Origin of the sequence: Actinoplanes sp. NPDC048796 (assembly GCF_040650035.1) — a bacterium.
Taxonomy (GTDB): Bacteria; Actinomycetota; Actinomycetes; order Mycobacteriales; family Micromonosporaceae; genus Actinoplanes.
Window position 1 is genome coordinate 684673 of record NZ_JBEZGO010000001.1, and the last position, 21383, is coordinate 706055.

Annotated in this window: 17 protein-coding genes and 1 riboswitch; of the genes, 9 read left to right on the plus strand and 8 right to left on the minus strand. The window is 70.2% G+C overall.

The window, feature by feature from the left end:
- Nucleotides 1-45 precede the first annotated feature (45 nt).
- Nucleotides 46-1167, plus strand: coding sequence for a MerR family transcriptional regulator (locus AB0C26_RS03230; protein WP_360240705.1), 1122 nt, complete (start codon nt 46-48; stop codon nt 1165-1167).
- Between the two features lie 8 nt (nt 1168-1175).
- On the opposite strand, the gene AB0C26_RS03235 is transcribed toward AB0C26_RS03230, so the two are convergent.
- Nucleotides 1176-2444 carry an alpha-amylase family protein gene (locus tag AB0C26_RS03235; RefSeq protein WP_360240708.1) on the minus strand — a complete coding sequence of 423 codons (1269 nt, stop codon included), beginning with the start codon at nt 2442-2444 and terminating at the stop codon, nt 1176-1178.
- A 13-nt stretch (nt 2445-2457) separates the two neighbouring features.
- On the opposite strand from AB0C26_RS03235, the gene AB0C26_RS03240 reads away from it, so the two are divergent.
- Nucleotides 2458-3423, plus strand: coding sequence for a methyltransferase domain-containing protein (locus AB0C26_RS03240; RefSeq protein WP_360240711.1), 966 nt, complete (start codon nt 2458-2460; stop codon nt 3421-3423).
- Nucleotides 3424-3465: 42 nt separating this feature from the next.
- Here the strand turns inward: AB0C26_RS03240 and AB0C26_RS03245 are convergent, their stop codons facing one another.
- On the minus strand, nt 3466-3954 hold the full coding sequence (locus AB0C26_RS03245) for a GNAT family N-acetyltransferase (protein ID WP_360240714.1): 489 nt from the start codon (nt 3952-3954) through the stop codon (nt 3466-3468).
- Between the two features lie 54 nt (nt 3955-4008).
- Here AB0C26_RS03245 and AB0C26_RS03250 point away from each other — a divergent pair, with 54 nt between their 5' ends.
- A complete protein-coding gene (locus AB0C26_RS03250; RefSeq protein WP_360240717.1) occupies nt 4009-4554 on the plus strand; it encodes a TetR family transcriptional regulator in 546 nt (181 codons plus the stop codon).
- A 42-nt stretch (nt 4555-4596) separates the two neighbouring features.
- On the plus strand, nt 4597-5490 hold the full coding sequence (locus tag AB0C26_RS03255) for a DUF3800 domain-containing protein (protein ID WP_360240720.1): 894 nt from the start codon (nt 4597-4599) through the stop codon (nt 5488-5490).
- On the opposite strand, the gene AB0C26_RS03260 is transcribed toward AB0C26_RS03255, so the two are convergent.
- A complete protein-coding gene (locus AB0C26_RS03260; RefSeq protein WP_360240723.1) occupies nt 5421-6086 on the minus strand; it encodes an adenosylcobinamide amidohydrolase in 666 nt (221 codons plus the stop codon). The two genes, AB0C26_RS03255 and AB0C26_RS03260, sit on opposite strands and share 70 nt — an antisense overlap.
- A complete protein-coding gene (locus AB0C26_RS03265; RefSeq protein WP_360240726.1) occupies nt 6068-6631 on the minus strand; it encodes a GNAT family protein in 564 nt (187 codons plus the stop codon). The genes AB0C26_RS03260 and AB0C26_RS03265 overlap by 19 nt, the downstream gene beginning before the upstream one ends.
- A 91-nt stretch (nt 6632-6722) precedes the next feature.
- Between AB0C26_RS03265 and AB0C26_RS03270 the strand changes: the two genes are divergently transcribed.
- Nucleotides 6723-7739 (plus strand): hypothetical protein, encoded by a 1017-nt coding sequence (locus AB0C26_RS03270; RefSeq protein ID WP_360240729.1) that lies wholly within the window; start codon nt 6723-6725, stop codon nt 7737-7739.
- An 89-nt stretch (nt 7740-7828) separates the two neighbouring features.
- A complete protein-coding gene (locus AB0C26_RS03275; RefSeq protein WP_360240732.1) occupies nt 7829-8188 on the plus strand; it encodes a hypothetical protein in 360 nt (119 codons plus the stop codon).
- Here the strand turns inward: AB0C26_RS03275 and AB0C26_RS03280 are convergent.
- The gene (locus tag AB0C26_RS03280) at nt 8185-9831 is read right to left on the minus strand and encodes a sulfatase-like hydrolase/transferase (protein ID WP_360240735.1); all 1647 of its coding nucleotides are present in this window, start codon (nt 9829-9831) and stop codon (nt 8185-8187) included. The genes AB0C26_RS03275 and AB0C26_RS03280 overlap by 4 nt on opposite strands.
- Before the next feature lie 61 nt (nt 9832-9892).
- Complete coding sequence (locus AB0C26_RS03285; protein WP_360240738.1) at nt 9893-12079, minus strand: EAL domain-containing protein; 2187 nt, start codon at nt 12077-12079, stop codon at nt 9893-9895.
- A 469-nt stretch (nt 12080-12548) separates the two neighbouring features.
- Between AB0C26_RS03285 and AB0C26_RS03290 the strand changes: the two genes are divergently transcribed.
- The 3 genes from AB0C26_RS03290 to AB0C26_RS03300 all read left to right on the plus strand — a co-directional run bounded on the left by AB0C26_RS03290 (nt 12549) and on the right by AB0C26_RS03300 (nt 16871).
- On the plus strand, nt 12549-13118 hold the full coding sequence (locus tag AB0C26_RS03290; protein WP_360243488.1) for a TetR family transcriptional regulator: 570 nt from the start codon (nt 12549-12551) through the stop codon (nt 13116-13118).
- A 2-nt stretch (nt 13119-13120) separates the two neighbouring features.
- Nucleotides 13121-14857, plus strand: coding sequence for an ABC transporter ATP-binding protein (locus AB0C26_RS03295; RefSeq protein ID WP_360240741.1), 1737 nt, complete (start codon nt 13121-13123; stop codon nt 14855-14857).
- Between the two features lie 112 nt (nt 14858-14969).
- On the plus strand, nt 14970-16871 hold the full coding sequence (locus AB0C26_RS03300; RefSeq protein WP_360240744.1) for an ABC transporter ATP-binding protein: 1902 nt from the start codon (nt 14970-14972) through the stop codon (nt 16869-16871).
- Between the two features lie 45 nt (nt 16872-16916).
- On the opposite strand, the gene AB0C26_RS03305 is transcribed toward AB0C26_RS03300, so the two are convergent.
- Together AB0C26_RS03305 and AB0C26_RS03310 are read right to left on the minus strand one after the other, a co-directional pair.
- Nucleotides 16917-19691 carry a Calx-beta domain-containing protein gene (locus AB0C26_RS03305; RefSeq protein ID WP_360240747.1) on the minus strand — a complete coding sequence of 925 codons (2775 nt, stop codon included), beginning with the start codon at nt 19689-19691 and terminating at the stop codon, nt 16917-16919.
- Nucleotides 19692-19780: 89 nt separating this feature from the next.
- Nucleotides 19781-19860, minus strand: a riboswitch (cyclic di-GMP riboswitch).
- Between the two features lie 140 nt (nt 19861-20000).
- Nucleotides 20001-21179: a hypothetical protein gene (locus tag AB0C26_RS03310; RefSeq protein WP_360240750.1), complete on the minus strand. Its 1179-nt coding sequence runs from the start codon at nt 21177-21179 to the stop codon at nt 20001-20003.
- Nucleotides 21180-21383: the final 204 nt, after the last annotated feature.

Consider the following 21383-nt stretch of genomic DNA (forward strand, 5'->3'; position numbering starts at 1 on the left):
GCGCGGGTTGCGCCTCACGTGGGGTGAGGCCACATAGTCGGTGGCGTGGAAGAGCACCTGACCGTGGGGCGGGTGGCCGAGCTGGCCGGCGTCACCGTGCGCACGCTGCATCACTACGACGAGATCGGGCTGTTGCGACCGTCGGCGCGGACCGTGGGCGGCTACCGGGCCTACGCCGCCGGTGACGTGGAGCGGCTGCGGGAAGTGCTCGCCTACCGGCGGCTGGGGTTCGGGTTGCGTGAGATCGCCGATCTGGTCGACGACCCGGACACCGACGCGGTCGCGCATCTGTGCCGGCTGCGCGGCCTGCTGGTGGAGCAACGGGACCGTTCGGCCGCCATGGTGACGGCCATTGACCGGGAGTTGGAGGCACGGGCGATGGGAATTCCGACGACGCCGGAGGAGCAGCTGAGGGTCTTCGGGCCTCGGTTGTACGACGCGATCGGGTCGGCCTATCCGGCGACGCGCCGCACCGAGCCGCGGATCGCCGCGCGCATCCACCAGGCGCTGGGTGACGCGCGAACTGTCCTGAACGTGGGGGCCGGGACCGGCTCCTACGAGCCACTGGATCGGGAGGTCACAGCCGTGGAGCCGTCGGCGGTCATGCGGGCGCAGCGGCCGGCCGGGGCGGCGCCGTGCGTGGCCGCCGCCGCCGAGAGCCTGCCGTTCGAGGACCAGTCGTTCGACGCGGCCATGGCGGTCAGCACCGTTCACCACTGGCCCGACCCGGTCGCCGGGTTGCGGGAGATGTGCCGCGTCGCCCGGCGGGTGGTGGTGTTCACGTACGACGCCGACGACACCGGCTGGCGGCGGCGGTTCTGGCTCACCCGCGACTACCTGCCCGAGTTCGCCCAGCTGCTGGTCGGCTGGCCGTCGCTGGCCGACCTGACCCGCGCGATCGGCGGGCGGGCCCAGCCGGTGCTCGTGCCGTGGGACTGCGCCGACGGCTTCTTCGAGGCGCACTGGCGCCGGCCCGAGGCGTACCTGGACGAGCGCGTCCGCCGCGCGGTCTCGGTGTGGACCCGGGTCGGGCCGGACGCCGAGCGGCGGGCCGTCACCCGGCTCGGCGACGACCTGGCGTCGGGGCGGTGGGCCGAGCGCAACCGCGACCTGGTCGCCCTCGACGCGGCCGAGCTGGGGCTGCGGCTGCTGATCAGTGGTACGTGACCGTCGATCTAGGACTCGGCCGAGACGATCAGCCACTCGTGCGCGGGCACGGTCCGCTGCTGCGAGTCGATCTCGAAGGTGTACGGGTCGTCGCCCACGTTGAGCAGCGTCACCAGCCGGTTATCGCCGTGGGTGGAGGCCAGCGCGACCGCCGTGTTCGTCAGGTGCACGGCCGTCGTGCGGGCGTGGGCGAGCCACGCGTGCCGCCGGCGGATGCCGATGAGCCGTTCGTGCAGGCGATAGACCGGCCAGCCGTACGGGGCCAGGTCGCCCGGCAGCGCCGGATAGGGCGGCCGGATCTCGTCGTCGCCACCGGCCCGCTCCTGTTTGACGCCGCGATAGCCCTGCTCGTCGCCGTAGTAGATGCTCGGCGAGCCGCCGACGGTGAACAGCACGGCCAGCGCGTGGCCCAGGTGCCTCTCGTCGGTGAGCTTGCTGGCGATGCGGGTGACGTCGTGGTTGCCGACGAACGTCAGCGGCAGCCCCGCCCCGAGAACGTCGTCGTGCCGGTCGAGAGCCCACGCGAGCTCGTAGAAGTTCCCGTCGTTGAGGCTGCTCCAGATCGCCTTCCAGAGTTCGTACTGGGTGAGCGAGTCGAGACCGCTGTCGCGCAGGTAGCCCACGTAGTCGCCCTGGATCACCTCGCCCACGAACCACGACGACGGGTGGTTCTTCCGGACCTCGTCGAGCACCGCGCGCCAGAAGCGGGGCGGCACCGCGTAGGCCGCGTCCAGCCGCCAGCCGTCGGCGCCGCGATCCAGCCAGTGGTTCATCACGCGTACGACGTACTCCCGCACCTCGGGCGAGTCGTGGTTCAGCTCGACGAGTCCCGAATGCCCCTCGAAGACGGTCCCCCGGAGGAAGGACGGCGACGGCGCCACGAACCCCCGCCCCACGTGGTTGAACACGCCGTCCAGCAGCACGCGCACACCCCGCGCCTGGCAGGCCGCGACCAGGGCGTCGAAATCCTCCTCGGACCCCAGCCGCGGATCGATCCGGAAGTGGTCGAGAGTGTCGTAACCGTGCGACTCCGACGCGAAGACCGGCCCGAGCTGCAGCCCGTTCACGCCCAGCTCGACCGCGTAGTCCAGCCACTTCTCGATCTTGTCGAGGCGCCCGAAGCCGAGCGGATAGACGTGCCACCAGATCGCATGATCAACCCACTCGCGCATGCGCCCCACTATCCGCCACGCGCCGTACGTCCGCACCTCGGTCACCTCGACGCCGACCCGGGCGGCTCCTCCGGCGCGGATGTTGCCCCCGTCACAGATCCACATGCATGCTGGGTGCGTGCCTGAAAGGATTGCCGAGGTCACCGCGTTCCTGGCGGACGTCCTCGCACCCCGAGCCCCACTGACCGTGATCGTCGACGGCGGCGACCACGGCGCCGCCGCCACCTTCGCCGCCCGCCTGGCCGCGGCCTTCCCACCTTCGGCCCGCGCCTGGAACGTCGACGCCGTACTCGGCCTGACCGGCCCGTCCGGCAGCGTGCAGGACTCCGCCCTGAACGTTCTGGAACCCGCCGCCGACCGCGTCATCGTCTACCTGCGCACCACCCGCGGCGCCGGCACCGGCCAGGGCGAACGCCGGGCCCAGATCGTCATCGACCACCACGACCCCCAGTGGCCGGTGATCCGCCACGTCCACCCGCGCCTGGCCGACCCGGCCCAGTGGTACCTGTCCGAAAGCCAGGCCTTCTTCGCCCCCAAGGCCGCCGGCTGGGACAAACGCTTCGGCGACGACCTGCCCGCCTACGCCGCCGCGGTCGCCGCCGCCGCCCCACGCCCCGGCGACCTGGCCCTCGACGTGGGCTGCGGCACCGGCCGGGCCCTGCCCGCCCTGGCCGCCGCCGTGGGCCCCACCGGCCGCGTCATCGGCCTGGACTGCACCACCGAGATGCTCACCGAGGCCCGCACCCGAGGCCCGGCCGCCCTGATCCAGGCCGACGCCCTCCGCCTGCCCCTGGCCCCGGCCCGGGCCGCCGTCGTCTTCGCCGCCGGCCTGGTCCATCACCTCCCCGACCCGGCGGCCGGCCTGGCCGAACTGGCCCGGGTGACCCACCCCGGCGGCCGCCTGGCCCTGTTCCACCCGAGCGGGCGCAGGGCCCTGGCCGCCCGCCACGGCCGTACCCTGTCCCCCGACGAGCCCATGAACGAGGACATCCTGACCACCCTGCTGACCAAGACCGGCTGGACCCTGACCCGCTACGAGGACCCGGACGACCACTTCCTGGCCCTCGCTGTGCGAATCTCCTAGGCCTGCACCTCGCCTGTGCCTCGCTGTGCGGTCGGTGACCGGTCAGCGGAGGGTGAGGCTCCAGGTCTGCCCGGTCACCGGGTATCCGAAGCCGGGGTGGGGCGCCTCGGAGCGCAGGGTGAAGCCGTGTGCCTGGTAGATGCGGCGGGCCGAGGCGCATTCGTCGACCGTCCACAGGCCGACCCGGTGATATCCGGCCTCGCGGGCGAAGGCCAGGCATTCGGTGACCAGTTTGCCGCCCAGGCCCAGGCCGCGGGCGGCCTCGGTGACCAGCAGCACGCGCAGCTGGGCGACGCCGGGCTGGTCGGTGGCGACGAGCATGACGCAGCCGGCGCGTTCGCCGGCGGGGCTCTCGGCGATCCAGGCGGTTTCGGTGTCCGGGTCGTGGCCGCCGGCGTAGTCGGCGACGACCTGGGCCACCAGCGACTCGAAGGACGTGTCCCAGCCGAACTGGCGCTCGTAGACCTCGCCGTGCGCCATCACGATCCAGCCCAGGTCGCCCGGCCGGTCGGCCCTGCGTAGCGATGTCATCGGTTTCCCCCAACCCACTGAAACGACCGTTTCAGTCGAGGATACGATAGCGCCATGACCGCACGGCGCGACGAGCTCCTCGAGGCCGCCTACCGCTACGCCCTCGACAACGGGCTGGCCGACCTGTCGCTGCGGCCGCTGGCGGCGGCCATCGGCTCCAGCCCGCGGGTCCTGCTCTTCCTCTTCGGCAGCAAGGACGGGCTGGTCCGCGCTCTCCTGGAACGGGCCCGGGCCGACGAATTGCCCCTGGTGAGCGAGACCGGCGATCTCGCCGAGGCGGCCGAGCGGATCTGGCGGTGGCTGGCCGCCGCGGAACACCGGCCGCTGCTGCGGTTGTGGACCGAGTCGTACGCCCGATCGCTCACCGAACCGGACGGCCCCTGGGCCGGCTTCGCCCGGACGACCGTGGACGACTGGCTGGCTCTGCTGTCCGCCGCCCAGCCGCCGGCCGAGCGGGACACCGCCGAGGGCGCCGCGCGCCGCACGCTGGTTCTGGCCGTCCTGCGCGGCGCCATGCTCGACCTGTTGGCCACCGGCGACGAACCCCGCGTGACAGCGGCCGTCCGGCTCCAGCTCGGACTCCCGGCCCAGCCGAGATAACTCGGTTGTCCCGAAGCGGGCCGCCGGGCCAGCATGGTCGGCATGGCGCGGGTTCTCCAGGGCGGGCTGCTGCCGGCGCAGACGCGGCCGGGGGCCGTCGTGGAGATCGCCTGTGACGAGTCCGGCTTCTCCGGCACCAATCTGCTCGACCCGGCCAGCCCGGTCATCACGCACGCGAGCGTCGACCTGAGCGCCGGCGAGGCGGTCGAGCTGATCGACGAGTTGCGCGGGCGGTTCGCGTTCGCCCCGTACGAGCTCAAGTCCGGAAAGTTCCTTCGACGTCCGCGAGCGCTGGAGTGGTTCCTGGCCGCGCTCGGCGGCCGCGCCCACGTGCACGCCGTCGACAAGGAGTTCTTTCTGGTCACCCGGATCGTCGATCTGCTGCTCGGCGAGCCGTCGTACGCGGCCGGCACGCGCCTGGCCCAAGCTCACCGGCCGGCCGCGCGGGCCCTGTACGAGGCCGGCCGGGCCGCCGGGGACGACTGGACCGCGTTCCTGGCCGCCTTCGTCGAGCTGGCCCGGGAGAAGCACCGGCGGCCGGTGGAGCAGTTCCTCCGGGCCCGGGACGCGCTGCCCGCTCATCCGGTGCTGGCCGAGCTCACCGACGATCGCGTGTGGACGCTGACCGCGCGGCTCGACGACGATGACCGTTCGCTTCCGCCGCCGCTCGAGCCGCTGCTGCCGGCCCTGGCCGAGACCGTGCTGTTCTGGAGCGGCGGCCGGCGCCGGGTGCTGGTGACCCACGACGAACAGAGCGCCCTCACCGCCGGCCGGCTGGCCCGCCTGCAAGAGGCGCTGGCCGACGGCGGCCACCCCTCACCGCTGGCCGGCCTGACCATGGCCGACTCGCGTCACGACCCGAGAGTTCAGGTCGCCGACCTGCTGGCCGGATCAGCCCGCCGCGCAGGTTCACCCGAAAAGAGAACCGCTTCATAGGCCGTACGGGCGAGGGGCGCACCCCACCGCGAGCGCGGCCCGCCGTAGGCCGCCACCGGACCGTTGGGTGGACAGAGGACGGTGACCGCGTCGGTGGCCGTGCCGGTCGCGTCCAGGCCCAGGTCCCGGATCGCCTGCGTTTTGGCCTCGGTGACCGTGGCGACCGCGTTGACCAGCGCGCCCTCGCTGAGCCGCCGCGGCACCCAGACCACGAAGTTGACAGTGCCGACGCGCTCGGCCAGGGCGGGAGCCGGAGGCGGGGCCGCGGCCTGGATCGGCGTGCCGAGCCCGACCGTCGCCCACAGCCGCACCCCGTCCTCGGTCACGTGCACCACCTCGGACACGTCGACCCCGGTCAGCAGGCCGACGCCGGGACCACGCAAGCCCAGGCCGGCGGCCAGCGAGCGCAGGTGCGCGGCCGGGTCGCGACGGTCGTACGACATCGGGACCGTCGCGTTCACCACCCAGCCGCACCGGCCCAGGCCGCCGCCGAGCACGGCCGACGAGATCGCCCTCGCCGGTTTCGGCAGGCGCCAGACGAGCAGCGGCAGGGATCGGCCGGCCTCGTCGCGGTGGGTCAGTTCGGGCTCGTCCACGCGGGTGGTTTCCAGTCCGGGGCCAGCACCGCCCAGATCTCCGTGTCGTGGCGGACGCCCTTCCACGGGTAGTTGGAGCGCAGCGTGCCTTCGAGGGTCATGCCGAGCCGGCGGGCCACGTTGGAGCTGGCCACGTTGTCGGGGCGGCAGTGCCACTCGACCCGGTGCAGGCCGCGCTCGGTGAACGCCCAGTCGATGATCACGCCGGTGGCCCGGGTGATCAGGCCGCGCCCGGTGCCGGCCGGTTCGAGCCAGCAGCCGGCCTCGGCCACGCCCGACCCGGCGTCGAAGGCCACGAACATCGTGCCGCCGACGAGCACGCCGTCGAGCCAGATGCCCCAGATGCCGCCGGTGTCGGCGGCGCGCTTGTCCGCGTACCTCTGAAGGGTCCTGCGGGCCGACGGGAGATCGGCGCTGCCGCTGGCCCAGGGAATCCACGGATCGACGGTCGCGCGGGCGCGTTCCATGTGGGCGAAGAACTCGTCAGCCTGCCACGGCTCCAGCGGGCGCAGCTCGGCGCCATCACCCAGATCGACCTTGAACACCCCCAGAAGAGTAGTCGCCCGGCAACTTCGCCGTCGCCCACCGGCCACCCGAACCGCTTTACATAGACGCGTGTCTATGAAAGGAAGAAGCATGCGCACGATGGCTCTCGGACTGGCGGGCGTGCTCGCCGCGGCCGGCCTGGCCGCACCGGCCCACGCCGCCCCGTCCCGGGCGGAGGTGGCGCTGCGCTGGGCGCCCATCCACTACCAGGACGTCGACGCGACGGGTGGCCACGCGCTGGGCGGAAAATCCGACTACATCACGCGATACGACTTCGACGGAAATCTGAACGGCCGGGACAACTGGGACAACGCCGGGCGGAACACTGACGCCGCGGTCTACTACTCGGTGCTCGAGACGTCGACGCACTACTACCTGACGTACTTCTTCTTCCACCCGCGCGACTGGATCGACCACCCGTTCTTCGAGACCGAGCACGAGAACGACGGCGAGGGCCTGCTCGAGATCGTCGAGAAGGACGGGTCGGACTACGGCTCGCTCCGGGCCGCGGTCACGGTCGCGCACAGCGACTTCTTCTCGTACGCCCCGAGCGGCAGCACCTGGAAGAACGGCGGCGAGACGATCGACGGGACACTGCAACTCCAGTCCTCGCCGCACGACTCGTTCCAGCATCCGGTGACCGCGCAGGAGCGCGGCGGGCACGGCCTGAAGGCGTACCCGCAATACACGATCGACGGCGACGGCATCGTCTACTACCCGTCGGCGTCCGTCTCCGAGTCGCCGAGCAGCACCAACGACCGCGACGTGCGCTACCAGCTGATCGACATCTTCGGCGGCGGCGGGCTCTGGCAGCAGCGGGCCAACACCGATCTGTTCGCCTCGCTCGGCACCTTCGCCGGCGACCAGACGGGCGGGTGCGGCACCGGCACGTACGGCTGCAACACCAACTCGGCCAACGCACCCTGGGGCTGGGACGACGGCAACGACGTCCCGGCCCGCGGCGAGATCGCGACCGACCCGGCCAAGCTGGCCGCCGCGTACTTCACCATCCCCGGCACCCCGTCCCGGACCTACACCTACAACCCGTACGCCGGCGCCGCGGCCGCGCTGAAAGCGGCCCAGTCCCTGCCCCGGACGATCGACTGAGAGCCGGGGGGCGAGCGCCGGTCCCGGGCGCTCGTCCCCCTTGATGAATGAGGCGCCTTTCATCCCTCCTGTCCGACTAGGGTGGTGATGTGGCGCTGAAGGTGAAAGTGAACAAGCGGGTGATCACCGTGGCCGCCATCGCGGCTCTGGTGATCATCGCGCTGGTGGTCAGCCGCGGCCGTGGGGGCGACGACGGGCCGGGCACGCTCGACTCAGCCGCCGCGCAGGCGTGCAGCGACTTCAACGCCGGATACGCCAAGGCCAAGAGCGAAAGTACGCGGCTCGCGCTGGCCGACAAGGTCAGCGCGTCCACGATGAAGACCGGCAACAAAGCGATCTCGGACGCCGCCCTGAAGGTCGGGGACGCCGCCAACGAGACCGGCGCCGAGTGGAAATCAGCCGGCGACGCGCTGCTCAAGGCGTGTCGCGACGCCGGCTGGAACAGTTAGTGCGGCTCTCCCGGCGGGCTGTACGCGGTCAGGAACCGGTCGCGGAACTCGTTCATCGGCCACACCGGCGCCTCCGGTGAGGGCTTCAGGCCGTCCGTCCACCCCCAGCTGGTGATCCGCTGCAGCACCTTCGGGTCCTTGGCCACGATCGAGATCGGCACGTCCTTGCTCGCGGTCGAGCCGACCACGTTGGTGCTGGGCTGGTGGTCGCCGAGCATCACCAGCACCGTGTTCTCGTCGCCGTACTTCTCGACGTACGAGGTCAGGCTGTCGACCGCGTAGGCGATCGTCTTGGCGTACGACTGCCGGACCCGCTTGGAGTCCTTGAACAGGCTCTGCGCACTCTCCGAGTTCGCGAGCAGCGGCCCGTAGACCGTGCCGTCGCCGATCTGATCCCACGGCAGCGTCGGCGGCACCGGCGTCCACGGCGTGTGGCTGGAGGTCAGCGTGACCTCCATCAGCAGCGGCGGCCGGGTGGTCTTGCCGTGCTCGTACTCCTGGACCTGCTTCATCACGAACTGGTCGGGCATCGTCGACCAGCTCGGCGGCGGTCCCTGGTAGCCGAGCGTGTGCGAGTCGTAGACCTGGTCGTAGCCGTAGAAGTCGCCCTCCGGCCAGGCGTAGGTGACGCCCGGCTCGAAGCCGACCGCGCGATGCCCGGAACGCTTGAAGGCGCTGGTCAGCGTGAGCCGGTCGGTGGCGACCAGGCTGCGGTAGCGGTTCTGGTTGTCGATCCAGAGCCCGGACAGGAAGGTCGAGTGGGCCAGCCAGCTGCCGCCGCCGAAGGTGGGCGAGGTCAGGAAGCCGCTCCGCGCCTGGAAGCCCTTGGCCGCCAGGCCCTTCCGATCGGTGGCGAGCTGATCCAGTACGGGCTGGTTGAACTCGGTGTTCTCGACGGCGTCGCGGCCGTAGCTCTCCACGAAACCGATGATCACGTCCTTGCCGCGCAGCGCGGACAACAGCTGGTCCTGCGGCAGGTCGCGGAACGCGTCGACCCGTACCTCCCGGTCGAAGGCCTTGCGGTCGGCGATGTCCTTGGGCACCGCCAGCACCGTGTCGCGGGCCAGCTCGGACGCGCTCGCCGAGGCGACCTGAATGCCGCCGACCAGCTGGTAGCTCATGCCGGCCAGCGCCACCCAGGCGGTCGCGGCCACCGCCACGCCGGCTTTCACGAAGGCCGGCCGCTTCGGCAGGGCACGGCTGACACGCCGTACGGAAAAGGTCATCAGCGCGAGCGAGACGACCGCCGCGACCACCGCCAGGACGGCCACCCCGACGGCGCCGGCCGAACCGATCGCGCCCTTGAGGAACCGGTAGCCGTCGGCGAACAGCACCCAGTCGAGAACCGGGTCGAACTGGCGGGCCAGCACGGCGAAGAAACCGATGTCGATGATCTTCAGGACGGTCAGCACGCCGAGGACCACGCCGAGCACGGTCGCGGTGATCCGCCGCGCCCGGTCCGGCAGGGCCAGCAGCACGGCGACCGCCAGCAGCCCCTCGATCGGCACCCGCAGCAGCGCGGTGCCCCAGAAGTTGCCCGGTGGCAGCCGGGTGATCTGGTCCGGGAGGACCAGGGCCAGGAACACGAGAAGAACGGCCAGCGCGGTGAGCGCTGTGCCGCCGACCCGGCGCGCGTGCTTCATGAGATTCCTTACCGCCGTAACGTACCTGCTTCCGGGTACACGGCGGCTGACCGGGATCGGTTCAAGCGGCCAGATCAGCCGCCCGGGTGAGCAGGGACACGATATCGCCGGCCTCGGCCGGGCGGCCGAACAGATAGCCCTGACCGTGGTCGATGCCGAGCTTGCGCAGGGTGGCCCACTGGGCGTCGGTCTCGATGCCCTCGGCCACGGTCTTCATCTTCAGCGCCTGCCCGAGCCCGGCCACCGCGTCGACCAGCGCCACGTCGTCGGCGTCGACGTCCACCTCGTCCACGAACGTCTTGTCGATCTTGATGACGTCAACCGGGAGCTGCTTGAGGTAGCTCAGCGACGAGTACCCCGTACCGAAATCGTCGATCGCCAGCCGCACCCCCAGGTCCCGCAGCGCGTGCAGGGTCTGCTTGGCGCTCTCGATGTCGGCCATCAGCATCGACTCGGTGATCTCCAGGGTGAGGCTGGCCGGGTCGAGACCGGCGTCGGCCAGCGCGCTGGAGACGTCGTCGACCAGACCCGCGTACTGGAACTGGCGGGCGCTGAGGTTGACGTTGACGTGCAGCCCGGCCGCCTCGGGCGCCTGGCGGCGCCAGCTCGCCAGCTGCGCGCAGGCCTGCCGCAGCACCCAGCGCCCCAACGGCACGATCAGGCCGTTCGCCTCGGCGTCGGCGATGAAGTGGTACGGGCCGAGCAGCCCGTCGCGGGGATGCTGCCACCGCACGAGCGCCTCGACCGAGGTCAGCCGCTGCGTCTGCATGTCGACCACCGGCTGGTACAGCACGACGAACTCCTCATGCTCCAGCGCGTGCTCGATGTCGGCCCGCAGCTGCGCCTCCTGGAGCACGGACATGGTCATCGTCGAGTCGAAGACCGCGAAACCGTTGCGGCCGGCCCGCTTGGCCGCGTACATGGCCAGGTCGGCGTTGCCGAGCAACTGCTCGGCGTCGGCGCCCTCGGTGGCGATGCCGATGCTCAACGAGCAGGTCACGTCACGGCTTCCCAGCCGTACGGGTTCCCGCACCACCCCGAGGAGCCGTTCGGCCAGCGCCGCCACGTCCTCGGCGGGCACGTCCCGCAGCAGGATGGCGAACTCGTCCCCGCCGAGCCGGGCCAGCAGATCGTCCGGCCGGACCTGCCGCCGCAGCCGCCCGGCGATGGTGCCGAGCAGCTCGTCGCCGGCACTGTGCCCGAGATTGTCGTTGACGAGCTTGAAATCATCGAGATCGAGCAGCAGTACGGTGACCCGCTGCCCCCGCGTCACGGCCTCACCCAGGCATTCCCGGAACCGGGCCCGGTTCGGCATGCCGGTCAGCGAATCCGTGTACGCCTGCCGGCTGAGCTGCCGCTCCAGCTCCCGCCGGGCGCTGATGTCGCGCACGCTGATCACGACGGCCTGCAGGTCCGGGCTGTTCATCCAGTTGGTGGCGATGATGTCGATGTCGATCCCGCCGGCACTGGCCTCGGTGCGCACACTCTGCCCGGTCGGCAGCTCGGCCACCTCGGCGAAGAACACCCGCGACCGGGTACGCCGCTCGGCCGACATGACATCGTCGAGGCGACGGCCGAGCAGATCAGCGGGCTTGAACCCGAGCAGCTGCTCCACGGAGGGGCTGACGTACTTGACGTGCCCGTCCCGCCCGACGGCGAGCACCGCGTCGGCCGAGGCGGCCAGCAGCGTCTCGGCCCGCCGCTCGGCGGTCCGGCGCCGGGCGTCGAACCGCCGCCGGCTCTGCGCGCCGACGGCGGTGAGCCCGACGACGCAGCCCATCATGGCGACGAGAAGCGAGGTGGTCCCGGTGTCGGCGTCACCTTTGACGGGAAGGAGAAGGGCGTAGCCGGCGACGGAGAGCACGCCGAGCCAGATGACCACCTTGGGCGACCAGAGCGCCATCCCGGTGATCAGCAGAAGGACGGCGGCGGGCACGTAGAGCAGCCACCCGTCCGGATCGGCCATCCCGAACAGCAGCAGAACGGGCAACTGCCCGAACCACCAGGCCAACAGCCGGCGCCGCTTGAGGTCGTCCCGCACGATCCGCCCCCAGGGCACCCAGAAGGCCGCCACCTGAAGAACGACGACGGCGGCGACCGGAATCAGCCACCATCGGCTCCCCGGCGCCCAGGCCAGAGCAATCCGAAGCCCGCCGATAGCGGTGACGACCACAGCGATGCCGGCCCCGATGCGCAGCTGCCGCACCCAGTACTCAGCCGTGTGGTCATCCATCTCGATCCGTCGCACGGGCGCACCGATCGTCAACCCACCCCGCAACCTGAGAGAAACCTCAGCCCTTCCCCACCGGCGAGCAGTCAGAAGTCCGATCTTCTCGACAGGCGGCAGACCATCGGAACCTGCTTCCCCGCCAGATCGACATCGGCGTCGGGCAGCTCTTCCGGATCGGACCACCGGACTGAGTGCCGGCCGGGCGAGATGCCGGCCTCGCAAAGTTCGGTGGCTGCGCGTGGCGCTGGTCCGCCGCCGACTCCAGAGCGTGGTAGTGGTCGCTCCGCCCGAATCGCACGGCGAGCTGGGGCGCTGTGACCGACACCCAGTAGTTCTTGGCGTCGGGGTGATGGAGCCCGCCCTGTTCGAGCACGATCGCGGCGAGCTGAGGCGCCATGGCGGGGACCCATGACAAATGTCAGTGGATGAGTGAGTGCTCGCTCAGTAAGGTGGCCGGGTGGAGGCCAGACGACGACGGGTGCCGGCGATGGCGCCTGAGGAGCGGCGGGCCGCGCTGATCGCGGCTACCATTCCGCTGCTTCATGAGCATGGTGTGGATGTGAGCACTCGGCAGATCGCGCAGGCGGCGGGGGTGGCCGAGGGGACGATCTTCGGGGTGTTCGAGACCAAGACCTCGCTGGTCGTGTGTTCGGTGATCAAGGCGTTGGATCCGGAGCCGACGCTGGCGGCGCTGGGCGCTATCGACCCGGGCGCTCCGCTGCGGGAGCGGCTGGCGGCGGCGGCCGATCTGGTGCACGCGCGGTTCGCCAAGAACGCGCAGCTGATGACGGCCGCGCGCAAGCTGGTGATCTCGGCGCAGGACCCGGAGACGGTCAAGCGGATGACGGCCGGGCGGGAGGCGCTGCACGCGGCGATCGTCGCTGTCGTCGAGCCCGACGCCGATCAGCTGCGCCGGCCGCCGGCCGCCGTCGCCACGCTGCTCCTGATGTTCTGCGGGGCCAACACGTACGGGCCGTTCGGCGACCCGATGAACTTCAGCGGGGCGGAGACGGTTTCGCTCCTGCTCGACGGATTACTCACACGGGGGGCTCAGTAGTAGTGCTGATCCAACTGCTCCGCGGTCATTTACGGCCGTACAGGGGCGCCATCGGGCTGGTGGTGCTCTTCCAGTTCGTACAGACGCTCGCGACTCTCTATCTGCCGACCCTCAACGCCGACATCATCGACAACGGGGTGGTCAAGGGCGACACCGGCTATGTGATGCGCATCGGCGGGTGGATGCTCGTGGTCACGCTCGCGCAGATCGCCGCCCAGATCGTCGCGGTCTACTTCGGCGCCCGTACGGCCATGGCCGTGGGCCGGGACGTGCGAGCCTCCATCTTCGGGCGGGTGCAGGAGTTCTCCGCCCGTGAGGTGGGCCAGTTCGGGGCGCCGTCGCTCATCACGCGCACCACCAACGACGTACAGCAAATCCAGATGCTGGTGTTGTTGACCTTCACCTTGATGGTGTCGGCGCCGATCATGTGCGTGGGCGGCATCGTGCTCGCGCTCAAGCAGGACGTGCCGCTGTCGGCCATGCTGCTGGTGATCGTGCCGATCCTGGTCTCCGTGGTCGCGGTGATCATCGTGCGGATGCGGCCGCTGTTCCGGTCGATGCAGGTGAAGATCGACCGGGTCAACACCGTGATGCGCGAGCAGATCACCGGCATCCGGGTGATCCGCGCCTTCGTCCGCGACGAGCGCGAACGCGACCGCTACGAGGTCTCGAACGACGAGCTCACCGACGTGTCGCTCAAGGCCGGCAAGCTGATGGCGCTGATGTTCCCGACCGTCATGCTGATCGTGAACATGTCGAGCGTGGCCGTGCTGTGGTTCGGCGGGCACCGGATCGACTCGGGCGCCATGGAGGTCGGCGCGCTGACCGCGTTCCTCAGCTACCTCATGCAGATCCTGATGTCGATCATGATGGCGACGTTCATGTTCGTCATGATCCCGCGGGCCGAGGTGTGCGCCGAGCGGATCGAGGAGGTCCTGGGCACCGAGTCCAGCGTCAAGCTTCCGCCGGCCCCGGTCACCGAGCTCAGCCGGCACGGCTACCTCGAACTGGAGAACGTCGACTTCCACTACCCGGGCGCGGAGGCGGCCGTGCTCAGCGGCGTCGCCCTCACCGCGCGGCCGCGGGAGGTCACGGCGGTCATCGGCAGCACCGGCAGCGGCAAGACGACACTGCTCAACCTGGTCCCCCGGCTGTTCGACGCCACCGGCGGCCGGGTGCTGGTCGACGGGGTCGACGTGCGTGATCTCGACCCGAAGCTGCTGGCCCGGACCGTCGGGCTCGTACCGCAGAAGCCTTATCTGTTCTCCGGGACGATCGGATCCAATTTGCGGTACGGGAATCCGGACGCCACCGACGAGCAGTTGTGGGAGGCCCTGGAGGTCGCGCAGGCCCGCGACTTCGTCGAGCGGATGGAGGGTGGCCTGGACGCGCCGATCGCGCAGGGCGGCACGAACGTCTCCGGCGGCCAGCGGCAGCGGCTGGCCATCGCCCGGGTGCTGGTGCACCGGCCGGAGATCTACCTGTTCGACGACTCGTTCTCGGCGCTCGACTACGCGACCGACGCCGCGCTGCGGTCCGCGCTCACCGGCCACATCGCCGACGCCACGGTGGTCATCGTCGCCCAGCGGGTGAGCACCATCCGCGACGCCGACCGGATCATCGTGCTCGACGACGGCCGCGTGGTCGGCACGGGCACCCACACCGAACTCATGGACAGCAACCCCACGTACCGGGAAATCGTCTTGTCGCAGTTGACCGAGCAGGAGGCCGCGGCATGACCGAGCGCAGCGACGTCATGATCGCGCTCTTTGTCTCTTATTGGTTGGGAGGCACAGCGTGACCGCTCCCGTTAGAAGGCCCGGTCCTCCGATGGGAGGACCCGCCGCAAGGATGATGGCGGGCGGCGCGCCGCCCGAGAAACTGCAGGACTTCAAGGGCTCCACCAAGCGCCTCCTCGGGCTGCTCAAACCGCAGCGGGCGCTCGTCGGCCTCGTGCTGCTGTTCGGCGCGTGCAGTGTCGTGCTCTCCGTCCTCGGCCCGTACCTGCTGGGCAAGGGCACCGACATCATTTTCTCCGGCTTCATCGGCCAGTCGATCCATGGTGTCGCCACCAAAGAGGAAGCGATCGCGGCCATGCGCGCCGCGGGCAACGACACCCAGGCCGACCTGCTCGCCGCCGTCGACTTCGTGCCCGGCCAGGGCATCGACTTCGACAAACTGTTCCACCTGCTGACCTGGGTCGCCGTCGTCTACGTGTGCGCCTGGCTGTTCGGCGTCTTCCAGGGCCGGATCACCGCGCACGTCGTGCAGACCGCCGTCTACCGGCTGCGCAACCAGGTCGAGGCCAAGCTGTCCCGGCTGCCCCTGTCCTACTTCGACCAGCAGCCGCGCGGTGAGGTGCTGAGCCGGGCCACCAACGACACCGACAACATCGCGCAGACCCTCCAGCAGACGTTCGCCCAGCTCGTGACCGCCCTGCTCATGGTCGTGGGCGTGCTGGTGGCGATGTTCTGGATCTCGTGGATCCTGGCCCTGATCGCGCTGATCACGGTGCCCGTCTCGATCCTGGTCACCACGGCCATCGGCAAGCGCTCGCAGCCCAACTTCGTCGCCCAGTGGGCCACCACCGGCCGGCTCAACGGCCACATCGAGGAGATGTTCACCGGCCACTCGCTGGTCAAGGTGTTCGGCCGCGAGGACGAGGCCCGCAAGACCTTCGAGGAGCACAACGACAAGTTGTACGCCTCGTCGTTCAAGGCGCAGTTCATGTCGGGGCTCATCCAGCCCGCCATGATGTTCATCAGCAACCTGAACTATGTGCTGGTGGCGGTCGTCGGCGGCCTGCGGGTCGCCTCCGGCGCGCTGACCCTGGGCGAGGTGCAGGCCTTCATCCAGTACTCGCGGCAGTTCAGCCAGCCGCTCACCCAGATCGCCAGCATGGCCAACCTCGTGCAGTCCGGCGTGGCCTCCGCCGAGCGGGTGTTCGCCCTGCTCGACGCGCCGGAGCAGAGCCCCGACCCGCGGCCGGTCGACCTGGGCCGGGTCCGCGGCGAGATCGCCTTCGAGAAGGTCTCGTTCCGCTATCTGCCGGACAAACCCCTGATCGAAGACCTTTCCCTTGCCGTACGCCCGGGGCAGACCGTCGCCATCGTCGGCCCGACTGGGGCCGGCAAGACGACGCTGGTGAACCTGCTGATGAGGTTCTACGACGTGACGTCGGGCCGGATCACCCTCGACGGCGTGGACATCGCGACCATGCCACGCGAGCAGCTGCGCGAACACATGGGCATGGTCCTGCAGGACACGTGGCTGTTCGGCGGCACCATCGCCGAGAACATCGCCTACGGGGCCGACTCGTTCGACATGGACGCGGTCCGGGAGGCGGCCGAGGCGGCCCACGTCGACCAGTTCGTCCGGATGCTGCCCGACGGCTACGACACGGTGATCGACGAGGAGGGCTCGAACGTCAGCGCCGGCCAGAAGCAGCTGATCACGATCGCCCGCGCCTTCCTGGCCGAGCCGAGCATCCTGATCCTGGACGAGGCGACCAGCTCGGTCGACACCCGCACCGAGGTGCTGATCCAGCGGGCCATGGCCACGCTGCGCGAAGGCCGTACGAGCTTCGTCATCGCGCACCGCCTGTCGACGATCCGCGACGCCGACGTGATCCTGGTGATGGAGAACGGCTCGATCGTCGAACAGGGCACCCACGACGAGCTGATCGCGGCCGACGCGGCGTACGCCCGGCTCTACTCGGCCCAGTTCGCCCAGGCCGTCGCCGAAGTGGATTGACAGAGGGGGCGGCCGGCCGGCCGCCCCCTCATTCACTGCTGGTGCTTACTTGATGGTCGGCCGGACGATCGGCGACCAGCCGGTGACGATGCCGCTGTCGGCGTCACCCTCGACCCAGGCCCGCAGCGCGACAGCACCGGAAGGCACGGTCGTGGTGGCGGCGTAGGCGCCGTTCACGTTGGCCTTGCTCACCAGGATGTTGGTCCAGGTGTTGGGGCCGGTCCAGCGCTGAACCACGACCTTGCGGCCGGCGGCGTTCGGAGCGCTCTTGACGGTCACCGCGACGCGTCCCTTCGACGGCGACGACGCCGTCAGGGTGACGCCGACGGTCACCATGACCTTCACCTCGTCCGAGTTGACCTTCTGGGACTGCGTCATGAAACGCATGCCCTCCGAGATCGTCCGCGTGAAGGAGTAGTTGCCCATCGGACCGGCCTTGGCGTTGGCGATCCACTCGAGCTCGCCACCACCGATCGGCGCGCCCCACAGCTCGACGGTGGCGTCCTTGGCGACCTTACCGGTGATGGTCACCGGCCCCGATCCGGTACGTCCCATCGCCATGATGGTCGGCTTGGGCGCCTCGCCCGGCTCGTTCGGCGTCGAGCCCTCACTGGCCGCGATCGTGACGACGCCGTCGGTCACCGTGCCGACGTTGCCCAGGCCGACGCCGGAGCCGACGATCGTCTCGGCCGGTTCCGCCGTCTTGTCCTCGAGCAGCGGCAGGCTGGCCACCGGGACGATGGCACCGGAGACCGTGCCGGCCGGAATCGTGACGACCTTGGCACCCGGGTTGGTGAAGTCCTTCTCGTCGGCCGCCTTGCTGCCCTTGATCGAGCCGCCCGCGAAGGTCACCGTCAGCAGGGTGTTGGTGTCCGAGCTACCGGTGACCGTGCCGGTCACGTTGACGGTCTCGCCCTCCTTGCCGCCGACGCTGTTGATCTCCAGGTCCGGAGCGTCGTCGTCGTTGGTGAGGGTCAGCGTGGCCGCGTCGAGCGCCGCGGTGGCGAGCCAGGCGGCGCCGCCGGTGGTGGCGTTCGGCGTGGCGGTGAGGTTCACCGTCTCGTCGGACTCCCGCATCTTGTCGCCGAAGACCAGCACGGCGGCGTAGCCCATGGAGGTCTCGGGCGCGATGGCCACCGCGGTGTTCAGCAGGGCGTAGTCGTGGTCACCGAGCGTGGTGCCGATGGTGGCCTTCGCCGTGCCGGTGCCCGCGTTGGCGACCGTCAGGTTGATGCTCTGATCGCTCGAACCGGTGAGCTTGATCGGGAGCAGGACGACGTGGTCGTCGTTGCCCTCCTTGACCGAGGAGTCGTCGAAGGTCCACGACGGCGCGGCGTCGTCGTCGGTGATCGTGATGGCGGTGTTCCCGTATCCGGTCAGGGTCGGCGAGACCTCACCGGCGACGCCGCTGGTGGTGACGTTGAACGTCTCACCACCGGCCGTGCTGCTGGTGCGGTTGCCCGGCCCCTCGTCGATCGTGTCGCCGATGATCTCGACAGCGAAGGTCTGCGTCGTCGTGCCCGGCGCGAACGTCAGGGTGCCGGTGTTCGAGACGAAGTCCTTGCCCGCCACCGCGGACCCGACACCGGGAGCCGTCTCGCCGGTCGCCCAGTTGGCCTTGACCGTCTTTCCGGACTTGGCGCTGAGGGTGGCCGTGAAGCTCTGGTACTTGCGGCCCGAGTCGCCCTCGGCCACCGCCGCCGGCGTGATGGACATCGTCGGCGCGGTGTCGCCATCGGTGATCGTGCCCGCCGCCTTGGTGGTGGCGCCGAGAACGGCGTTGGTCGGGTTGGACAGCTGGATGGCGTAGTCCTCGTCCGGCTCGTCCACGCCGTCGGCCGTCAGCGAGACCGAGAAGGTGGTGGTCGTCTGGCCGGGCGAGAGGGTCACCACCCGCGTGCCCGGGTAACCGAAGTCGTCGCCGGGCGTGGCCGTGCCGTGTCCCGACGCAAGAGTCGGGTCCACGGAGCTCCACTGCACCGTGATCGGCAGCTCCGACGCGGTGTCCGCGGTCACCGTGAACGTGGCCGGGCTGCCTTCGGCGACGGAGCCGCCGCCCGACAGTGTCAGCTTGGGCGTGCTCTGCGCGTCGTTGATGCTGACCGTCGTGCTGGCCGCCGTCGGCGAGACGTTGGTGCCGCTGCCGTTGACCGAGAAGACCTCGGTGTCGGCCTGGTCCTTCGTGGTGTCGTTGGTGATCAGGATGTCCTGAACGCCGGTCAGCTGCCCGGCCGGGATGACGACCGGCTGCGAGCTGAGCGCGGTGTAGTCACTGCCCGAGAGGGCCGTGCCGTTCGCCGTGGTCAGGTTGATCGTCGTGCTCATGCCCGAGACGGCGCTGAGCCTCGCGGTCACGGTCGTCTTCGCACCCGCCGCTTCGGTCACCGGATTCGGCGAGGCGGTGAGCGTGTAGGACGGCGCCGTGTCGTTGTCGGTGATCGTGATCACACTGTTCACCGTGCCCGAGGCGTCTCCCGGCGTTGCCGTCACCTTGAACGCTTCGGTGCCCTCGTAAAGGGCATCGTCGGTGATCGGGATGGTGATCGTCTGGTCACCTGGCGCACCGAAGACGACGGGGCTGGTAGGCGCCGTGTAGTCCTGACCCGCGACCGCACCTCCGACACCGACGGAGGGCTCCGGGGCAGTGGTGATCGTGTAAGAGGTGGCCGTGTCCGAATGCAGCGTCAGGGAGACGGAAGCGTTCGTCCCCTCCGTTGCGGAGGCCGTCGCGGTGAGCGTGTTGGCGGCGAACGCCGGTGTCGCCACCAGGACGACCGGCACGAAGCCGATGGCACCCGCGACGGCGGTCGCGAGGACCATTCGTGAGTTCTTGCGTCCACGCAGAGCGAACGGGACCGAGCCGCTCGAATCTGCATGGGCTTTGGGATAGCGCATGTCTTTCCTTCTCCTTCGGCGGCTGGGCTGCCTCCGTCGGGGGAGGCCCCTGGCTTTGCGTCCCCGCCTTGCGACGGGTTTGCCTGTTCGGGCACCGCACCTGAGGGCGGTTCGGAGGGACCGGCCGAGCCGGTCTGAACAACGCGTGAGGTCGCGCCTTCCGTAATCTAACCGGCGTATCCCCCCGTTAACGGCGGAATGCTTTATTCGGCTTAAATCCGCCTAAGGCGCGCATCACAGCATCGAAGAACGCCGACGCCACGCGGCCCCTACCAGCCACGGAGCAGATCCGAGGGTCAAAAAGAACACCAGCAAAGGACTCTTCCAGAAATAGGACATCTGGCGCTTTGGCGGCGAAGAATGAGCAAAGACCCAGGGACGGGCTGATTTCGACCAGGCCAGAAAAGCGTCGCCGATCGGGGCCGCGCCGAGGGCGTACCTCTTGGTCCACGGGGTCGACACCGGGAGCCCGGCCACCTCGCCGAAGGTGGCCAGTCCGTCGGCCAGCGACTCGTCGCCCTGGACCTTGGCCGCGCCGATGGTCACCACCGTCGCCGAGAGGCTGACGCCGAGGACCAGCGGGCCGGAGTCGACGTTCGGCGGGCCGTCGGTGCCGTTCGGGTGTTCGCGCACGGTCGGGCCGAGCCCCAGCGGCGCGGCCAGGAACCCGGTGCGGAACAGGCCGTACTGCTGCCGGGCGAACTCGGGGTCGATCTCGGGCAGGAAACGCTGCATGATGCTCTGCGACGTGCCCTGCGCCCCCGACGTGGGCTCACCGGTGTCGGCGTCGGCCGTGTGCGGCATCAGGCCGGTGGCCGGGTCGAGACGGGCCCGGACGTTGGCCACCCAGCGGATCACCGTCGTGTCGTACGCCGGGGTGAGCAGCTTGTCGTGCAGCCGCAACGAGGCCACGGCCACGGTCGAGTCGACCGGCCAGGCCCGCCCCGGATAGGAGGCCAGGAACGGCGTCGGCGACGCGTCGAAGGCGGCGGCGATCGCGGCCGAGTCCTCCTCGAAACGGCGCAGTTCCCCGTCGTCCCGCTGCCGGGAGATGATGCCGCCGCGCAGCCAGTTCGTCCAGCCCCGGTAGAAGACGCCGTGCTGAAGGGCCATGTCCCCGCCGAAGGGCGCCCGCCCGGCCTCCGACTCGAGCCGCCCGAGAGCCCAGCGGGCCTCGCCGACCTCGTTCAGGTCGACGGCGGTGAGCCCGTACAGGGCGTACAAAAAGAAGTAGCCCTCGGGGAACTGGCGCTGGGCCTCCTCGGCCGCGCCGGACTGAAGCTCGTGCTTGAGAAAAGCCAATTGCTTGCGTACGCCCGAAGCACCGTCGGCGGGCGCAACCAGCCGGACCGCCCCGAGCAGCGCGAAAGCGCTGATCAGAACCGCCACAAGCAGGCGCACCACCCGTGCCATCGGCCGATCGTAGAGACCCCCCACAAGCCGGACGAATCGCCACGCGCGTGGGTCGCTTTCAGGCGCGGTTTCCGCGCCACGCGACCGGTTCCCACGCAGCTCGCCCGCAGTTCCCGCGCCGCGACCAGTTCCCACAGCCCGCACGAGCAGGTTCCGCAGCTCACCAGGCAGGTCCCGCAGCCCACCAGGCAGGTCCCGCCCACC

Bases quoted from the DNA above. Each gene is read 5' to 3' on its own strand.
- AB0C26_RS03235 (WP_360240708.1), bottom strand. From the start codon at position 2,444: ATGTGGATCTGTGACGGGGGCAACATCCGCGCCGGAGGAGCCGCCCGG.
- AB0C26_RS03245 (WP_360240714.1), bottom strand. From the start codon at position 3,954: ATGACATCGCTACGCAGGGCCGACCGGCCGGGCGACCTGGGCTGGATC.
- AB0C26_RS03250 (WP_360240717.1), top strand. From the start codon at position 4,009: ATGACCGCACGGCGCGACGAGCTCCTCGAGGCCGCCTACCGCTACGCC.
- AB0C26_RS03255 (WP_360240720.1), top strand. From the start codon at position 4,597: ATGGCGCGGGTTCTCCAGGGCGGGCTGCTGCCGGCGCAGACGCGGCCG.
- AB0C26_RS03270 (WP_360240729.1), top strand. From the start codon at position 6,723: ATGCGCACGATGGCTCTCGGACTGGCGGGCGTGCTCGCCGCGGCCGGC.
- AB0C26_RS03280 (WP_360240735.1), bottom strand. From the start codon at position 9,831: ATGAAGCACGCGCGCCGGGTCGGCGGCACAGCGCTCACCGCGCTGGCC.
- AB0C26_RS03290 (WP_360243488.1), top strand. From the start codon at position 12,549: ATGGCGCCTGAGGAGCGGCGGGCCGCGCTGATCGCGGCTACCATTCCG.
- AB0C26_RS03300 (WP_360240744.1), top strand. From the start codon at position 14,970: ATGATGGCGGGCGGCGCGCCGCCCGAGAAACTGCAGGACTTCAAGGGC.
- AB0C26_RS03305 (WP_360240747.1), bottom strand. From the start codon at position 19,691: ATGGTCCTCGCGACCGCCGTCGCGGGTGCCATCGGCTTCGTGCCGGTC.
- AB0C26_RS03310 (WP_360240750.1), bottom strand. From the start codon at position 21,179: ATGGCACGGGTGGTGCGCCTGCTTGTGGCGGTTCTGATCAGCGCTTTC.